This window comes from Corynebacterium sp. CCUG 70398, assembly GCF_024454055.1.
GTDB lineage: Bacteria > Actinomycetota > Actinomycetes > Mycobacteriales > Mycobacteriaceae > Corynebacterium > Corynebacterium genitalium.
Genome location: NZ_JAGPYZ010000001.1, coordinates 114,922 through 131,174, shown reverse-complemented (window position 1 = coordinate 131,174; position 16,253 = coordinate 114,922). Strand labels below are relative to the sequence as shown.

At 60.6% G+C, this 16,253-nt stretch carries 12 protein-coding genes and 2 pseudogenes; 8 read left to right on the top strand and 6 right to left on the bottom strand.

Annotation, left to right across the window (positions count from 1 at the left end):
* Positions 1 to 70: 70 nt before the first annotated feature.
* Both KBX07_RS00610 and KBX07_RS00605 read right to left on the bottom strand, forming a co-directional pair.
* Positions 71 to 919, bottom strand: coding sequence for a hypothetical protein (locus KBX07_RS00610; protein ID WP_256019884.1), 849 nt, complete (start codon positions 917 to 919; stop codon positions 71 to 73).
* 3 nt (positions 920 to 922) lie between these two features.
* On the bottom strand, positions 923 to 3,943 hold the full coding sequence (locus KBX07_RS00605) for a DEAD/DEAH box helicase (RefSeq protein ID WP_256022578.1): 3,021 nt from the start codon (positions 3,941 to 3,943) through the stop codon (positions 923 to 925).
* 121 nt (positions 3,944 to 4,064) lie between these two features.
* Between KBX07_RS00605 and putP the strand changes: the two genes are divergently transcribed.
* From putP to KBX07_RS00590, 3 genes are all read left to right on the top strand, one after another.
* The gene (gene putP, locus KBX07_RS00600; RefSeq protein WP_256022577.1) at positions 4,065 to 5,657 is read left to right on the top strand and encodes a sodium/proline symporter PutP; all 1,593 of its coding nucleotides are present in this window, start codon (positions 4,065 to 4,067) and stop codon (positions 5,655 to 5,657) included.
* A 184-nt stretch (positions 5,658 to 5,841) separates the two neighbouring features.
* Entirely contained in the window at positions 5,842 to 6,483 is a 642-nt protein-coding gene (locus KBX07_RS00595) for a DUF1524 domain-containing protein (protein WP_255996221.1), read from the top strand.
* A gap of 6 nt (positions 6,484 to 6,489) precedes the next feature.
* Positions 6,490 to 6,972 (top strand): hypothetical protein, encoded by a 483-nt coding sequence (locus KBX07_RS00590; RefSeq protein WP_005290671.1) that lies wholly within the window; start codon positions 6,490 to 6,492, stop codon positions 6,970 to 6,972.
* 117 nt (positions 6,973 to 7,089) lie between these two features.
* On the opposite strand, the gene KBX07_RS00585 is transcribed toward KBX07_RS00590, so the two are convergent.
* Positions 7,090 to 9,117 (bottom strand): DEAD/DEAH box helicase, encoded by a 2,028-nt coding sequence (locus KBX07_RS00585; protein WP_256022891.1) that lies wholly within the window; start codon positions 9,115 to 9,117, stop codon positions 7,090 to 7,092.
* A gap of 123 nt (positions 9,118 to 9,240) precedes the next feature.
* Between KBX07_RS00585 and KBX07_RS00580 the strand changes: the two genes are divergently transcribed.
* The 4 genes from KBX07_RS00580 to KBX07_RS00565 all read left to right on the top strand — a co-directional run bounded on the left by KBX07_RS00580 (position 9,241) and on the right by KBX07_RS00565 (position 11,468).
* Entirely contained in the window at positions 9,241 to 9,717 is a 477-nt protein-coding gene (locus KBX07_RS00580) for a carboxymuconolactone decarboxylase family protein (protein WP_256022575.1), read from the top strand.
* Positions 9,718 to 9,765: 48 nt separating this feature from the next.
* Positions 9,766 to 10,245 (top strand): hypothetical protein, encoded by a 480-nt coding sequence (locus KBX07_RS00575; protein WP_005290685.1) that lies wholly within the window; start codon positions 9,766 to 9,768, stop codon positions 10,243 to 10,245.
* A 4-nt stretch (positions 10,246 to 10,249) separates the two neighbouring features.
* Positions 10,250 to 10,804, top strand: a complete 555-nt coding sequence (locus tag KBX07_RS00570) for a hypothetical protein (RefSeq protein WP_256022573.1) — start codon at positions 10,250 to 10,252, stop codon at positions 10,802 to 10,804.
* A 250-nt stretch (positions 10,805 to 11,054) separates the two neighbouring features.
* Positions 11,055 to 11,468, top strand: a complete 414-nt coding sequence (locus tag KBX07_RS00565; protein WP_256022572.1) for a (deoxy)nucleoside triphosphate pyrophosphohydrolase — start codon at positions 11,055 to 11,057, stop codon at positions 11,466 to 11,468.
* A 251-nt stretch (positions 11,469 to 11,719) separates the two neighbouring features.
* On the opposite strand, the pseudogene KBX07_RS00560 reads toward KBX07_RS00565, so the two are convergent.
* Positions 11,720 to 12,959, bottom strand: a pseudogene (locus KBX07_RS00560) (IS256 family transposase).
* 141 nt (positions 12,960 to 13,100) lie between these two features.
* Between KBX07_RS00560 and KBX07_RS11425 the strand changes: the two are divergent.
* Positions 13,101 to 13,433: pseudogene (locus KBX07_RS11425) on the top strand (DUF3427 domain-containing protein); the annotation flags it as partial.
* Here KBX07_RS11425 and KBX07_RS00555 read toward each other — a convergent pair.
* The gene (locus KBX07_RS00555) at positions 13,430 to 14,539 is read right to left on the bottom strand and encodes a DNA (cytosine-5-)-methyltransferase (protein ID WP_256022570.1); all 1,110 of its coding nucleotides are present in this window, start codon (positions 14,537 to 14,539) and stop codon (positions 13,430 to 13,432) included. The pseudogene KBX07_RS11425 and the gene KBX07_RS00555 overlap by 4 nt on opposite strands.
* 867 nt (positions 14,540 to 15,406) lie before the next feature.
* Positions 15,407 to 16,228: a hypothetical protein gene (locus KBX07_RS00550; RefSeq protein ID WP_156774840.1), complete on the bottom strand. Its 822-nt coding sequence runs from the start codon at positions 16,226 to 16,228 to the stop codon at positions 15,407 to 15,409.
* Positions 16,229 to 16,253 lie beyond the last annotated feature (25 nt).

Below are 16,253 nucleotides of genomic sequence, written 5' to 3'. Positions count from 1 at the left end.
TACCAAACGACCCGGACACCGCCACCACAACCCCCGAACATCCGTTCGGACGCACTGGCGAGCGGGGCGTTCACCTGCGCGTCATCTCGTCGTACAGATCCTCCAGATCAGACACCGCCCGCAACTGGTCGATGTTGGTGAAAGAAATCGTCTGCATCGCCTTGTGCAGCAGATCCAAGTCCGAATCCTCGATCATCGGGGCGGTCTTCGGTTGTGGCAGATCCGGCAACTCGTGGCCCGTCCAGAATTGCTCCGAGCCTTCAGCCGCAGATTGCTTTGCCCGCTCGCCAGCTGTTGTGCGCAGTTGCTGTTCCAAGGTGTTCAAGTCGAGGTTGCGCAGGCGAAAGATCAGGGTGGGATCAGCGTCGATAAGCTCCGCGGCTTTGATGGCCACCGCAACCCCGTGCTTGCACACGTCGTAATTATCCGGGCAGTCGCAGCGGAAGCGGATCTTCTCCCCGTCTCCAGCAACAAGGGCGTTAAGCAGCTCTTTATGGAAGCGTCCCGTGCGGGCGGCCTTGAGCGCGTTGGCATTGTGCGCCATGAGTTCCAGGGCTTGTTGGATCGCGTCCGCATCGCGGTACGGCAGCAAGATCATCGTCGTGAACGGCTCGTTTTGGCTGCCGGCGACAGAGCCGGTGAAGCGGCCGATCTCAGTGCGGACTTCGATGACATTGCCCTCATCGGCGTACTTGCGGCCGCGGCCGTAGCGCCCCTGGTCGGCACCGCGCTGAGCGGCTTGCAGAATGATCTCCGCTGCCGGGTTGAGCCGCAGCGAACGCGCGGTGCGCTTGAACGGCACCTCGACGGTCTCAGCACCGGCTTCAGCCTGTTCGCTGCGCGCTTCTTCCGCACTGGTCACCTTTTTGCGCTGCGCGAAGTTGACCCAGGTAACGTTTCCTTCTTGCGGGTGCGCCATGGTTTAGTCCTCCCCTGCTGTGCGGTAACTCATCAACGTGGCCAGCTCTTCGGTACCCAGCTCGGTGATCCAGCCTTCGCCTTCGCCCACGACAGCGCCGGCGAGTTTCAGCTTGCCGTCCAGAATGTCCTGGATCGATTCCTCCATGGTTCCCCGGGTGATCATCTTGTACACCTGCACGTTCCGGTTCTGCCCGATGCGGTAGGCGCGGTCGGTCGCCTGGTTCTCCACGGCCGGGTTCCACCAGCGGTCCATGTGAATCACCATCGACGCCGCGGTGAGGTTTAGGCCGGTGCCGCCGGCACGCAAAGACAGGATCATCGCGCGGGGCCCGTTCGGGTCCTGGAAGCGCTCCACCATCGTGTCGCGCTGCGTCTTGCTCAAGCCCCCGTGGAGGAAGGGGATCTCGTGGCCCAGCCGGTCGCTCAGGTACGGCTGGAGAATGTCGCCGAACGCCTTGTACTGGGTGAACACCAGCACCCGCTGATCGGTCTCAATCGCCTGGTCAAGCAGCTCCATGAGCATGGCCACCTTGCCGGAGCGGTGCTTGCCCTTGTCCGTCACTGGCGAGCCGTCCGCCTGGTAGTGCGCCGGATGGTTGCAGATCTGCTTGATCCGCGTGATCGTGGACAGCACCAACCCCTTGCGGGCCATGCCGGTGCGGCTTTCCAGCTCCTTCTGCATTGCGTTGACCAGCGCGGTGTACAGCGCGGCCTGTTCCGGAGTCATATCGACGGTGACCACTTGCTCGGTCTTTTCCGGCAAATCCTCGATGATCGCCGGATCCGTCTTCAGTCTGCGCAGCACGAACGGCCCAGTGAGCCGCTGCAGGCGCTCCTGCATGCTGTCGGCGAGTGCTTCATCCCGGCGCGACTCGATGACTTTGGAGAAGTGGTTCCGGAAGAACGCCTGCGAACCCAGAATCCCGGGATTGACAAAGTCGAGGATGCTGCGCAGTTCCGCCAGCCGGTTCTCCACCGGGGTGCCGGTCAGCGCAATGCGGTGGCGCGCCCCAATTGCCCGCACGCTTTTCGACGCCTGCGTCCCCGTATTCTTAATCGCCTGCGCCTCATCGAGCACAACGTGGTCCCATTCGACCAATCCGAGCGTCTTGTAGTCCCGCCCGGCAATGCCGTAGGAGGTGATCAGCACGTCGAGCTCACCGATCGCGTCCACGAGCTCCTGTCCTTTGAGGCGGCCAGAGCCGTGGTGAACGCCGACGCGCATGCCTGGCACGAAGCGCTCTGCCTCCCTGGCCCAGTTGCCCACCACAGAGGTCGGAGCCACCACCAGCGTAGGGCCGGTCTTGCGCCCCTGGTCTGCCTCCACGGCAAGCAAGGTGAGCAGTTGGAGGGTTTTGCCGAGGCCCATATCGTCGGCAAGCACCGCCCCCAGCTTGTTGCGCGACATGAAGTACAGCCAGTCCACGCCACGGCGCTGGTAATCGCGCAGCTCCGCGTGCACGGTGTCCGGAATGGGCTGGCGTTCCGGTGCGGGGCGGTCAGTGCCGCCGACGAGCGCGTGAAGCCAGCCCGGGGCGTCAACGTCCCCGGCGATCTCCAGCCCGCCGGCCTCCTGCTCTGCAGCAGACTCGAGGGCGAGCTGGCGCAGTTCGTCGGCAGTAATGAGGCCGTCTTCGACCTCCTTTTCCGTCAGCGACTCAATGTACTTGCGCGACTTGCGCAGGCTCGCTTGGTCCGCCAGCACCCACTGGCCCCGCAAACGGATCAACCCGGACTTGGAGGACACCAGCTGGGACATCTCCTCCGGGGTGAGCTCGGTGTCACCGACCGAGAGTTTCCAGTCGTAGGCGACCAGCTGGTCGAAGCTGAATCGGCTGACTTCACCCGGCTCTGATTCCGCAGGCTCTGTCACCGAGAGCTTCGCGGTGGTCTCCATCCGCTGCCACGCCCGCGGCAGCATGACCTTGATCCCGCGCCCACCGAGGACGTAGGCGGTTTGGCCGACGAGGTTCATGATCTCGTCGGTGCTGAGGTAGCTGTCCCAGTCACCGTCTTGGGGTGTGCGCGGGGTCTCGGGGTGGCGCGGGTGCAGCTCTGGGTCGAGCAAGGGCGTCACTTCGACGGCCTTGCGCAGCTGGGTGCGCAGGCTGGCCATGGTGGACATGTCCAACTCATCAAGGCGGATCGGCCGGGGCGCATCTGTGCCGGACCGGACTTGGGCGCGCACCGGCCACTGCACAGGCGCGGGTTGACCGTTAAGTTCCCCGCCCAATCCGTCAACCATCATGGCGGCATCAGACCACTGCGGGTCCGCCGGTTCCTCAACGATGAACACCAGCTGCACGTTCACCGCAGTGATCGAGCCGTTCCAGTGCGCAATCTGCTTGGACACGCTCGCCCCACCCCGCCGCAGCGGGGAGGACTTCAACAGCGCGTCGGCAAAATCGTGCCACGGGTAGGCGCGTTGTTCGCCACGCACATGCTCCAACAAGCCGGAGGCGATCCAGTGCACCAGGTTCGTGGAAACGTCCTCCGCGACGTTCAAGTTGTTCACCGTGATCACACCTGGGGCCGCGGCGATCATGTTCGCCAGCCAGCCGCGCTCCTCTAACCCGGTGCCCAACTGCCACTCGGGGAACCACATGCCGTCATCGGGGCGGACCCTAATGCTCACCCGCCCGGCGCGGACGAACCGGGTCAGACCGGTGTAGAGACGGATGATCCAGTACAGATCCGGGGCAATCGAGGCGCGCTGGGCCGCCGTCGCGGCCGGCGTCGGCTCATCCAGCATGGCCACCTGGCTCAAAAACCGCACCGTCTCCTCGGGCGAGAACGCAGCCGTGGGCACCTTCAATTGCACCTGCCGGCCCTTCGGTGTTTGCAAAGTGATCGGGTCGCGGCGGCGGAACCGTGAGTCGTCGATAAGCGACTCCACAACCTGGGGGAACGTGCCTTCCGGAACCTGCGAAGGCAAGAGAATCTTGTGCCCCTCCACACGCTCAACCCAGAGGTTGAGCCCTGAGGCGGGAAACCACAGGCCGTGGAGGAGGAATTTAGGCATAACCTCTTTTCTACCACCCTGGGCGACCAACAGAGCAGGCGCGAAAAGTTCAGGCACTCAGCTGTGTGTTATCCTATTCCAAGCTTTTTATCCGCTGCGAAACTTCATTCAAGGAGCGCACATGACTGAAAGTACGTGGATGATCATCGCTTTGGTGATCTACCTCGGCCTGATGCTCGCCATCGGTTACTACGGTTGGCGCCGCACCACCCAGTATGGCGACTACGTCATCGGCGGCCGCGACCTGCCGCCGTTCGTCGCCGGTATTTCTGCAGGCGCATCCGACATGTCCGGCTGGCTGCTCATGGGTCTGCCCGGTGCCTTGTTCGTCTCCGGCATGAGCGAGCTGTGGATCGTCATCGGCCTCTTTCTCGGTTCGTGGGCCAACTGGCAGTGGGTCGCTCCGCGCCTGCGCGCCTACTCGGAAGTGGCCAACAACTCGATCACCCTGCCGAGCTTCTTTGAAAACCGCACACACGATCAAACTCGCGTCCTGCGCGTCATCGCCGCGGTGATCATCATCTTCTTCTTCACGTTCTACGTCTCCTCCGGCATGGTCGCCGGCGGGCGTTACTTCGAGTCCACCTTCGACGGCGACTACATGACCGGCATGCTCATCGTCGGCGCCATCACGGTGATCTACACCTTCGTCGGCGGATTCTTCGCCGTGTCCTACACCGACGTCGCCCAGGGCCTGGTCATGTTCGCAGCACTGATCATCGTGCCGGTCATGGCCCTATTCGCCATCGACAACCCCGGCGGCATCTTCTCCTACCCGCTGGACAACCCCTACGGCCCGTGGGAAACCGGCAACCCGGACTACTTCAACTTTTTCACCGGTGTCTCCGCGGCCGCCATCATCGGCAACCTAGCGTGGAGTCTGGGTTACATGGGCCAGCCGCACATCATCACCCGCTTCATGGCGCTGCGCAGCCCGCACGAGGCACGATCAGGCCGCAACTCTGGCCTGATCTGGGTGGGCATCTGCTACATCGGCGCCGTTTTCACCGCGATCATCGGCGCATCCTTCTTCGGCCAGACGCAGCACTCCGTCACCGACCGCGAAGGCTTCGAGACGATCTTCCTGGACATGACCCGCGTCCTGTTCCACCCGCTGTTCGCCGGCCTGGTGCTCACCGCCGTCCTCGCCGCGATCATGTCCACCATGTCGTCCCAGCTGCTGGTCACCTCCTCCGCCCTTGTCGAGGACCTGTTCCGCGGCTTCACCAAACGCGAACTGCCCCAGCGCACCCTGCTCATCGCCTCCCGCGTCATGGTGGTCATCGTCGCTTTGGTGGCCATTCTCATGGCCGCCAACCCGTCCGACACCATCCTTGGCCTGGTCGGCTTCGCGTGGGCCGGTTTCGGTTCCGCATTCGGCCCGGTCATCATTGCGTCCCTGTTCTGGCGCCGTCTCACCGCGCCGGGTGCCATGGCCGGCATGATTGTCGGTGCACTGACTGTGTTCATCTGGGGTTCCGTCCCGGCCACCTCCGACCTGATCTACGAGATGGTTCCGGGCGTCATCCTGGCCACCCTCGTCATGGTCGCGGTCTCCCTGGCCACCAAGCCGAACCCCGCCGCTGAGGCCGAGTTCGACCGCGCAGGTGCCCTCACCGAATACGCCATGGCGCACCCGGAAGTCCCCTTCGACCAGGCGTTGAAGGACACTCAGGTGCGTGGGGATGCCGATGGGGTGCCCGGCCGCGCGTGATGTCACTGACGGTGTGTCGCCGGGTCAAACCCTGGCACCCAGCCTCCCCCTGGTCCATGAACCTCTGCCTATGAACTGAGTGGCCTCCCCCGCCCGCTGCCGTTTACTCGGTTCATAGGCAGAGGTTCATGGCGTCTGCGCCTCCCACGGAACCGATCGCCCCCGCCGCGCAGTCCAACAAGGTATGCCTTGGTTCCGCTTCTATCTCACCGTGCTCATCGCCGCCACAGTCGCCGTCGTTCCGTTCCCCACGCCGCGTTCGCTTATCGACGCCCCATCGACCCCCTCCCCTCGCCCCACCATCCTGGGCTATGACCGCGCCGCAGACTTCGGCGACTGGGGCATGCAGCCCACCGGGTGCACCACCCGCGAGGCTGTCATGGCCGATGCGTGGGACGTCGACTCATGCCGCACCCCATACCGCCAGTGGGCCCCGTCCGATACGGTGCCCTTCACGGACCCCTACACCGGCGCCCCGCTCGACCCGGCCGACGTGGAAATCGACCACATTTTCCCGTTGCGCGCCGCCTGGGACATGGGTGCGCACGCGTGGCCGGCGGAGAAGCGCGTCGCCTTCGCCAACGACCCGATCAACCTCGTGGTCACATCCTCCAAGGCCAACCAGGCGAAGTCCGACATGCTGCCCAGTGAGTGGGTTCCTGACAACCGCCGCGTGCGTTGCGCCTACGGGGAACGTCTCGCCGCCATTGCGCGCGGCTACGAGCTTCCCCTCCCCCGCGCCGATCTACGTGCTATCCGCCGGCACTGTTCTGGCCTGCAGGGACTCGTGTCAAATGTAGAAATGCCTGTGCATTCCGTAGAGTGAGGTGCCATGACCACATTCCTCATTTTCCTGCACGTTGCCGCCGCGATCATTCTCATCGGTCCGGTCATGGTAGCCACCTCCGCGTTCCCCGGCGCCGCCGCCAAGGCGCAAGCTGGTGGCGAGGAGACCCTCGGACGCGCCTCCATCTACCACCGCATCTCTTCCACCTACGGCATGATCTCCCTGCTGGTTCCGTTGCTCGGCGCTGCCGTGCTGGCCTTCGACTGGGATTCCTACCGCTCTAACTACTGGTTCCACACCGCGATCGTGCTGTCCGTCCTGGCGTGGGGTTTCCTGTTCGGCATGGTGATCCCGCAGCAGCGCAAGATCATGGGTTCCCTCGGCGCCCTCAACCCGGCCGAGGCCGACTCTCGCGACGTCACCCCGGACTTCGAGTCCTCCCGCGTCAAGGCAGCTGCCGGCGCAGGCATTTTCAACCTGCTGTGGTTCCTGACGCTGATTCTGATGTTCCTGCCATCCCCGGCTTAAACCCCTCTGCCCTCCACGGGCCCAACGCAAAACCCAGCTACCAAGAACAAGAGATTCGCTTTTCGACGAATCCTCGCCTCTCAGTAGCTGGGTTTTCTCATGCCCAGGCGCGCAACCTTAGTCGCGCCAGTCGCGCTTGCCCCGGCCACCGCCACGGCCACCGTGGCCGCCGCGCCCCCGGCCGCGGTCGCGGTCGTCGTCACGCTTGCGGTAGCCGCCGCGTCCACCACGGCCGCCCCTGTCACCACGGTCGCGCGGCGGGGCACCGGTGTCGCGCTGAATGTTGATCAGCTGGCCGGAGATGCGGGTGTCGGACAGGCGGTCGAGCACGCTCTTATCCATGTTCTTCGGCAGCTCGACGAGGGTGAAGTCGCCGCCAATGGTGATGCGGCCGAAGTCGCGGTTGGTCAGACCGCCCTCATTCGCCAGCGCGCCGACGATGGCACCCGGGTGAACATTCTGACGCTTGCCCACGTCTAGGCGGTAGGTGTCAAAGTTGACGTCGTCGTTGTGGAACCGGCCCTTGCCCCCGCGGTTGCCACGGTCCCGGCCGCGGCCACGATCCCCGCGGTCACGGTCGCGACGATCCTCACGGTCGAAGCGCTCGCGCTCGCGGCGGTCGCGCTTGTCCTTCGGGGGCTCCTTCATCAGGAACTCATCACCCTGCTGCTGTGCGGCAAGCGCGGCGGCGATGTCCTCCATTGGCACGTCGTGGTCGACCGAGTAGCTGCGCACGAGTCCGCGGAAGAGTTCCATTTGGTCGTTTTCGAGGGACTCGGTAATGGAGTCGGCGAACTTGTTCATGCGGGAGACATTGACCTCATCCACAGTGGGCAGGTCCATCTCCTCGATCTTCGCGCCGGTGACCTTCTCAATGGAACGCAGCATGCGGCGCTCACGCGGGGTAACGAACAGCAGCGCTTCACCGGTGCGTCCAGCACGGCCGGTGCGGCCGATGCGGTGGACGTAGCTCTCCGTGTCGTTCGGGATGTCGTAGTTGAGCACGTGGGAGATTCGCTCCACATCCAGGCCGCGCGCGGCGACGTCGGTGGCCACGAGGATGTCCAAGCGCCCGTCGCGAAGCATGTCGACGGTACGCTCGCGCTGTTGCTGAGCGATGTCGCCGTTGATCGCAGCCGCGGAGAACCCGCGTGCTCGCAGCTTCTCGGCGATCTCCTCGGTCTCCTGCTTGGTGCGGACGAAGACGATCATCGCGTCGAACTCAGTCACCTCAAGCACGCGCGTGATGGCGTCGAGCTTGTTGCGGTGCGCGGTGAACAGGTAGCGCTGCGTGATGTTGGTGTTCGTGCGGGTCTTGGACTTGACCGTGACCTCTTCAGGGTCGTTCAAGTAGTCATGCGAGATGCGGCGGATCGCGTTCGGCATCGTCGCGGAGAACAGCGCGACCTGCTTGTCTTCGGGGGTGTCCTCCAGAATGCGCTCCACGTCTTCCTGGAAGCCCATGTTGAGCATCTCGTCTGCCTCATCCAGCACGAGGAAGCGCAGGTTGGAAATGTCCAGCGACCCCTTCTCCAGGTGGTCGATCACGCGGCCCGGCGTGCCGACGATGATCTGCGCGCCCCTGCGCAGCCCCGACAGCTGAATGCCGTAGGCCTGGCCACCGTAGATCGGCAGCACGGAGATGTCGCCGAGGTGGTCAGCAAACGACTGGAAGGAGTCAGACACCTGCAGCGCCAGCTCGCGCGTCGGCGCGAGGACGAGGGCCTGCGGATAGCGTGCCGACGTATCGATACGCGCCAAGATCGGCAGCGCAAACGCCGCCGTCTTACCAGTACCGGTCTGGGCTAGGCCGACAACATCGCGGCCTTCCATCAACAGCGGGATCGTTTCTGCCTGGATTTGCGAGGGAGACTCGAACCCGACGCGCTTGATCGCGTCGAGCACGGGAGCTGGGAGGCCAAGGCCGTCGAAGCCCTCGGGCTTGGTCTCGGAATTCTCGGCGTTCTCGCCGTCCTGGTTCGGCTCGGAGTTTTCAGCGGGGGTCTCGGCTGGAGCCTCAGCCGGAGCTTCGGTGTTCTCTTCAGTCTGTGTGTTGTGGGTGTCAGGCTGCGTATCAGCCTCTGTGCCGGCAACCTCGCCGGCGGTGTCGGCCTGGTCCTCGGCCGCGAAGTCTTCTGTATTCATCACTGCCAAAGCCTACGTGAACACGCGATCTATAGCTATTTGCTGCGCTTTTGGCTTGCTTACCGTGTTCGAGCGCACCGGGCGCACAGTCCCCGCCGACTACTTTGCGCGTAGCGTGGTGTCATGACCGACAGGAACAGAAAGCCCATCCCCAAAGTCGCCTACGCTCCCATGCTGGGCCTTGAAACTTATGTCCGGGCACGGGTTGAGAAAGATTTCTCCCACCTGGTTCAACTCCGCGCGTCTGCGCTCAATCAGTGCGTCTACTGCCTGGCCATGCACCGTCGTGACGCACGCAAAGATGGGTGGTCTAAGGATAAGGTCTCCCAGGCTGAAGACTGGACGAACCACCGCGACGTCTTCTCGGACGCGGAACAAGCTGCGCTTGAGTTGACCGATGCTGTGACGCAGATCCACGGCGAAGAGTCGGTGCCGGACGAGCTGTGGGATCGCGTTGAGGCCCACCACGGCGAGAAGGGCGCGCGCAATCTCCTCATGGCGATTGTCACTATCAACGCGTGGAACCGGATCGGCATCACCACTCGGTTGGATCCCCGCAGCCTCGCCAACATGGATGCATTCGATCTCGGCGAGGAATAGCTCACCACTTCTGCCCCTCAGCCACCGCCATTCACTATCTTTAAAAGCATGAATTCACGCAGGTGGCGTTTAGGCGCTCTCATCATCGTTTCCACCGTGTCGCTCGCAGCATGCTCCGCCGAGGACACGAACGCAGCACCGGAAACCGAGGAAGCCACCGTGACAAGTGTGGCCACCGAAACTGCCGGCGAGAGCGCGACCACTCCCGCCGACGAGCGCCCCATCCCTGACGTGGTCCGCGAGGCCGTCGGCCCGCAATGCGGTGAGGCCACCCGCGACGGCGAGGCATACAACGTCATCGCCATCCAGGGCGGCGAGCGGTGCGACGAAGCAATGCAGGCCGTCACTGAGTTCACCTCCGAAGACTCCGAGGCTGTTGAGGAGTCTGAGGACACCTGGCAGGTCTCCAACGACTGGCGCTGCGGCCGCGGCACTCGCCTCGAGGGCGAACCCGAAGATGCCGAGGAATACACCGTGAACTGCTGGGACGCCGAGACGCGCGTGCTGCTATTACCCAAGCCGGAGTAACCCCATGGCAGCTTCACGACGCATCACCGCACTCCTCATCGCCTCCACCCTCACCCTCGTAGCGTGCGGCAGCGAGGAGCCCATCAAGGAACCACCAATCGTTCAAAGCTCCGAAGGCACGTCGCTTGACGATGCCCCCACCTCCCCCTCCGACACCGTCCCAAGCGAGGAAGAACCCTCCACGTCTGACGAGCCTTCCGAGGATGAGACCTCCACCGAAGAAGAGCAAACTTCCGCTGCCGGGACGGTCTGCGGCGAGGTGACCAACGCGACGGGCGGGACGTTGAGTGTCGTCGCTATGCAGGACGAGTTGACCTGCGAGGAAGCAATGAAAGTCTTCACCGACTACTTCTCTGACTCGCCGTCCGGTATGCCGCCGCAGGGTTCCGGCGCGTTCTGGACCGCCCCCAACGGATGGGGTTGCAGCGGAAGCGCTTACCTCATCCCGGGTGATGAGGACATTAAGTCCAACCACTACCCCGCCTGCGGCACGGAAGATACGAGGGGCGTCGCGTTCGTCGCCGTCGATCCGGAGCGGGTGAGCGAACTTCCTGTTTAACTAGACGACCAGCTAGCTGCTAGTTCGGCAGCCCTGGTGCAGTGGGCGTCGGTATACGTGCGTTTCACTCCCACGCAAATGAAGATGCCCCCATCAACGGCGGAGCCGATCATTGCCAGCAGCCCGGGAGCCAGAAGCACTATCCCAGCTTTTTGCCTCGTGCTCGCCTTTCGTTTACTTTCGAGGTATCTGGCACTGGTAGCTATCTGCTTTTCCAGACGTGTGCTACGTCAACCATTACGATGAATCCATGGCCGAAACCAAGTCCGCAATTGAAGTCACCGGTGCCGTGATCATTCGTAACGGCACCGTCTTCGCCGCCCAGCGCGGCCCAGGCAAAGCACTCGCTGGCAAGTGGGAGTTCCCCGGCGGCAAAATCGAGCCCGGTGAGACCCCCGAAGAATCCCTCGCGCGCGAGCTCAAAGAAGAATGGCTTATCGACGCCACCGTCGGCCCCCACATCACCACCACCAACCACAAGTACGACTTCGGCACCGTTCGCTTATCGACGTTTCAATGCGCCCTGACCGGTGACCAAGAACCCACGCTCACTGAGCACGCTGAATCCCGCTGGGTGCCTATCGACGAGCTCGATTCCCTTGACTGGGCCCCGGCGGATGTGCCGGCGGTGGAGATGATTGTTCAAGCTTGGGAACAGCTTTAAATCAGCAAGGAAAGACTCTTGGCCCAGAACGAAAGCAAGAATCATGGTGGATGGCTAAACGTCCTCCGCTCCCAAGGCCTTGTTCAGCCGCCTTCCTCACTCGCTGAGAAGGAACAATTTCTTCTGAAACGAGTGAGATCCTTCTTGCATATCTATGACAACGAAAGAGCTCGAGCTTACATCCATCGGTCAAGTCCCGGGTAGTGGTGTGGCCGTTTCTGCTTTCGGCTCGGTATGAAGTTTGGGTTTGGTTAGGCGGTTAGCTGGTGTTGGTCACCATGATCGTCTCGTGTGCGGTGCATGAGTTGTTTGGTTTGTTCGAGTGCGGAAAGTGACATGTAGCGTTTCTGTTGGATCCAGTCGTCATGCTGTTCGGCTAGGACCGCGCCGACAAACCGGATGATGGATTCGCGGTTCGGGAAGATGCCAACAACGTCGGTGCGCCGGCGGATCTCCCGGTTTAACCGTTCGGTGGGGTTGTTCGACCAGATCTTCGTCCATACCGGTTTCGGGGCTGCGGTAAACGCCAAGATCTCATCGAGGGATTCTTCCAAGTAGGCCGCCACGGTCGGGAACTTCGGTTCCAGCAGGTCGACGACTTCACGGGCTTGTGCCCAGGTGGATGTGGCATCAGGTTGCTGGAAGATGGTCTGGTACATCGCAGAGACCATCGGCCACTGTGTTTTCGGGACCTTTTCGTAGAGATTCTTCGCGAAGTGGGTGCGGCAGCGCTGCCAACCGGCAGCGGGCAGGACTTCAGATATGGCGTGTTGGATGCCCTCGTGCGCGTCACTGGTGATTAAGAACACCCCGGTAAGCCCGCGGGCTTTCAGGTCGGCGAAAAAGCCCTTCCACGACGCATTGGACTCCGTGGTGGCAACATGCATTCCGAGCATTTCCCGGTAGCCGTCGGCGTTGACACCGGTGGCGAGCGGGACTGCACATTTCACTACGCGCCCGCCTTCGCGCACTTTGATCGTCAAAGCGTCGCACGACAGATAGGCATACCCGCCGGGATCAAGGGGCCTGTTGCGGAAATCGGCGACCATATCGTCGAGTTCATCGGCCATGCGCGACACCTGGGATTTCGACAGGTTATTAATCCCCAATGTGGCCACCAGGTCGTTCATCCTGCGGGTGGAGACACCCTTGAGGTAGCAGGTGGCGATCACGGTCGATAGTGCGCGTTCTGCCCGCGTACGGCGCTCAAGCAGCCAGTCGGGGAAGAACGCGGGCGTGGCGCAGTTTCGGTACAGCCACATCGATTGTGCCCACACGTGTATCCAGGTCGCGGTGGCGGTAGCCGTTGCGGTGGTTGACGCACTGCTCAGAGGCGACACCGTAGTCGGCGCCGCAAACGGTGTCAGCTTGGGCAGACAAGATCTGGTTGATAAACCCTTGCAGCATCTGCCGCATCAGATCAGGGGATGCTTGAGCCAGCAGATCGTCCAGATAGGTTGTCGGGTCGATAGAATGCGGTGCAGCGGTCATCGTCCTGTGCCTTTCGGTGAGATGTGGTAGTTGAGTCGAAAGGTTAACTAGCGATGGCCGCCCCATCATTAGCTGGGCCCACCATCAGCAAGCGTTACACCACACTAAGGGACGCAACCGAAGTGCTCGCTTCTCTTTGTCACACTGGAGAAGGATAAACGCAATTTCAGCGCAGCGAGAAGATTCAAGGACTACCCAATTTCGCCGTCTAAATTTAGATGGGTTTCCCCAGCAAACTTGACACCCGATTCAAAACGCGGGAGTCGCCTGATCAACCACGACGATCTGAAAATCCGTGTTCTATTGGCTGCCCGTACCGCACGAGAGAACTCGATCGGCTATGCCCAGCCCTACTTACTGCTAGGTGATGTCAAACTAGAAAAATTCTGGGGCGAAAAACCTGTCCAAGTCGATTGGGACCTCCACCGGGCTATGCCTGCGAAATTCTTCGACGAACAGCGTGAGGCCCCCTAACTGACACTAGAAATCGTGTCTGCAATGCACTTCGCTATAAAATAACCGAGCAAGACCGGGACAGCATTCCCGATCATTTGCTCCTGGGTCGTTCTCGCCCCCAGCAAGCTAAATTCTTCCGGAAACGTTTGAATCTGTTTCCTTATCTCGATCGACAACGGACCGATTGATGGACGATCTGCGGCAGCTACGTCGAAACCAGGAACACAAGTGTCTTTAGGGTGCCATTGGTAAGTTTTCGGCATTGGGCGGTTCACTCCACGGATAGTGGGAGATGGCTCGCGGACACTGAACAAGCCTCTGCGATCATAGCTCCATGGGTGGCGATAGTATACGTCCGGCAAAATGCCCTCACCGAACCAATCAAGAAGAGTGACAGGCCCTTCAGCGGCTCTACTTCTAGCGAATGACTCCTCTTTTCGAACTATTGCTTCAAGAATGGCGTTGGTGATTCGGCCATCCTGAGTACCGATAGCGAACAGTCGCTTTCGACGTTGCGGTGTACCAATCACCGATGCATCGAGTACTCGAGTAAACAAATGATAACCAGCACGTTCCATCAACTGGAGGGCACGATTGTAAATTCCAAAATTTTTTGCGTTGGGCACGTTTTCCATCACAAAGAAAAACGGTTGAAATAAGCCCACTAATGCCGCAAACTGACTTGTCAAATCAGCGTTCGCATCCTCTAGCCTTTTCCCCGCGGTGGAAAAATCTTGACACGGCGGCCCACCAATAATCGCCGGGAACTCGCTGAGGGCTGAAAACTCCCCCAGACGACCCGCCGACTTATCGAAGTTTGCGAGATCCAGCATTTCGGCATGATGGCCGAAGTTAGAGTTGTAAGTCTCGATTGCCGGTTCCCAATGATCGAAGCCAGCCAAAACGTCAAAGCCTGCAGCCTGAAAACCTAGAGAGAGCCCTCCGCATCCCGAGAACAAGTCGACCACCCGGGAGCCTTGCCCGTCCAAGCGGTTAGCCGCAACACCCGCCGCCAATACGGACTCCCACTCGCGGCGAATCCCACCCTTCGATTTCAACCGGTGTGAATTGTCACTTCCAGCTAACGAAGGCGAAGGATCGCCACCAACGTAATTTTCGATCACCCTTCACCACTTTCAGTCGGCTCCTGATGTTATCACCGCTCAAAAGATGGCTGAAAAGTCCGTATCGCGGTCAGCCTAGGCGCTTACGAGTTTCAGCGATGAAGCTATCGACCAGAGCACGAGTTTCCGTCTCGTCTAGTGCAGCATCGTCCACATACGCCAAGTTTCTAAGCATCCTACGAGCGGAGTCCTCGAAGACTTCCCTCCGGTTCACCGCACCGGCATCCCTCAACTCGTTACTAATTGCAAGTAGCTCTCGGCCAAAGGCCGATACCAAAAAGGGGTTGGCACCTATGGTGTCCGCGCGTTCCAGAAGATGGTTGAAATCGTGCTCATTCAATCCATCAATAAGATTAGGGTCTGCTTCGAATTGCACGGAGCGCCACCAATACCTAGCCCAGGTATGTCTTGTTAAGTCAGACCCAATCCAGCGCGGCTTGTACCACTCCCCTTCCCGAGACCCGCGTTTTCGAGCTACTGCATGTTTCCACCTCCAGTGAGTGAGATCCGGCAATAGTGCTAATGAGAACCAGCTCCAGACTTCCCGACTTCCAGACTCAGCCCAACGCATGGGTGTCAAGTCTCTAAATGATGCCATGAACTCGCGGTCCAAAACTTTCGCAGCTGCTCGGTCCAAGAGTACTTCTTGCGAATATCCGTACCGCGGATTAAAACCGTACCTGGTGGCGATTCCAGTGAGTTCATCGCGGACATGAAGAAGGTCGTCTTGACGGACGCGCGAGCCTACGCCATCGAAGTCGAACGCACCTAGACTTAGGTCGATTTTCGGGCCTGCCGCGAGCCCCAGTTCTCCGAATCGCTCTTCCGCACCCGTACGTCCCATCCGAGGCCAAATTAGGAATTCGCTCATTGCATCAACCGTCCAACACCAAGCTCCCTGACTAAAGCTTCAAATTGCGTCCTAATCAATGGCAATCGTCCGGCCTCGGAAGAGATATCCACTGGAACATCTCCCGTTCGCTTAACAAGATTGGCCAGAACCTCACCAACCGACCCATATTCGTGCCCTTCGAGTTCGAGTTCTCCACTGCACCTCAAGGCGTAAGCAATTCGTAATGTCTCTGCTAAGACCTCGGAAATCAAGTTGTCTAAGAGCAGCGATTGCACTTTGTTAGGCTTATCTGCTTCGAGAGCAGCGATTAATGCTTTATCTTTTTCGTTTATTAGAACTTGGAAACTAGAGCTAAATCTAGAATCAAGTACCGTAGAGGACTCTAAGTGCCACGACGCTGCTGCGGGTAAGTGCGTAACCGAAAAATCCACAACCGCCATAGGAAAACCTGACGCGGCGCGATCAAGAGTAAACCTGAACCTTTCATCAAGAAGGACACTCCCTACTCTATTTGCAACCCAAGGAGCGCAATCTGCAACATCCCGATTGACTATCAGCGATGTCCGCAGCTCGATGCCGGCACTTATCTCGTCTCCGTTGAGATTGGCTACAACGTTAAGTGGGTGATCGTGGATTGGAGCGCGAAACACCCGACGCCGAATTTTCGTTGCGTCACTAAACCAGCTAACTACTATTGCAAGCTCCGCGTTTTCGGGCAACCCTGTCTGTTCGATGATCGTGTTTCGGTCTATTTCGATGTTCCTGGTTAACCGCAGAGGTGTACCCTGCGTCCAATTATCGAATTGTTTTGGAAGTCGGTGTCGCTCATCTCCCATTACGTAATGCCAGGCTTCAGCTGTA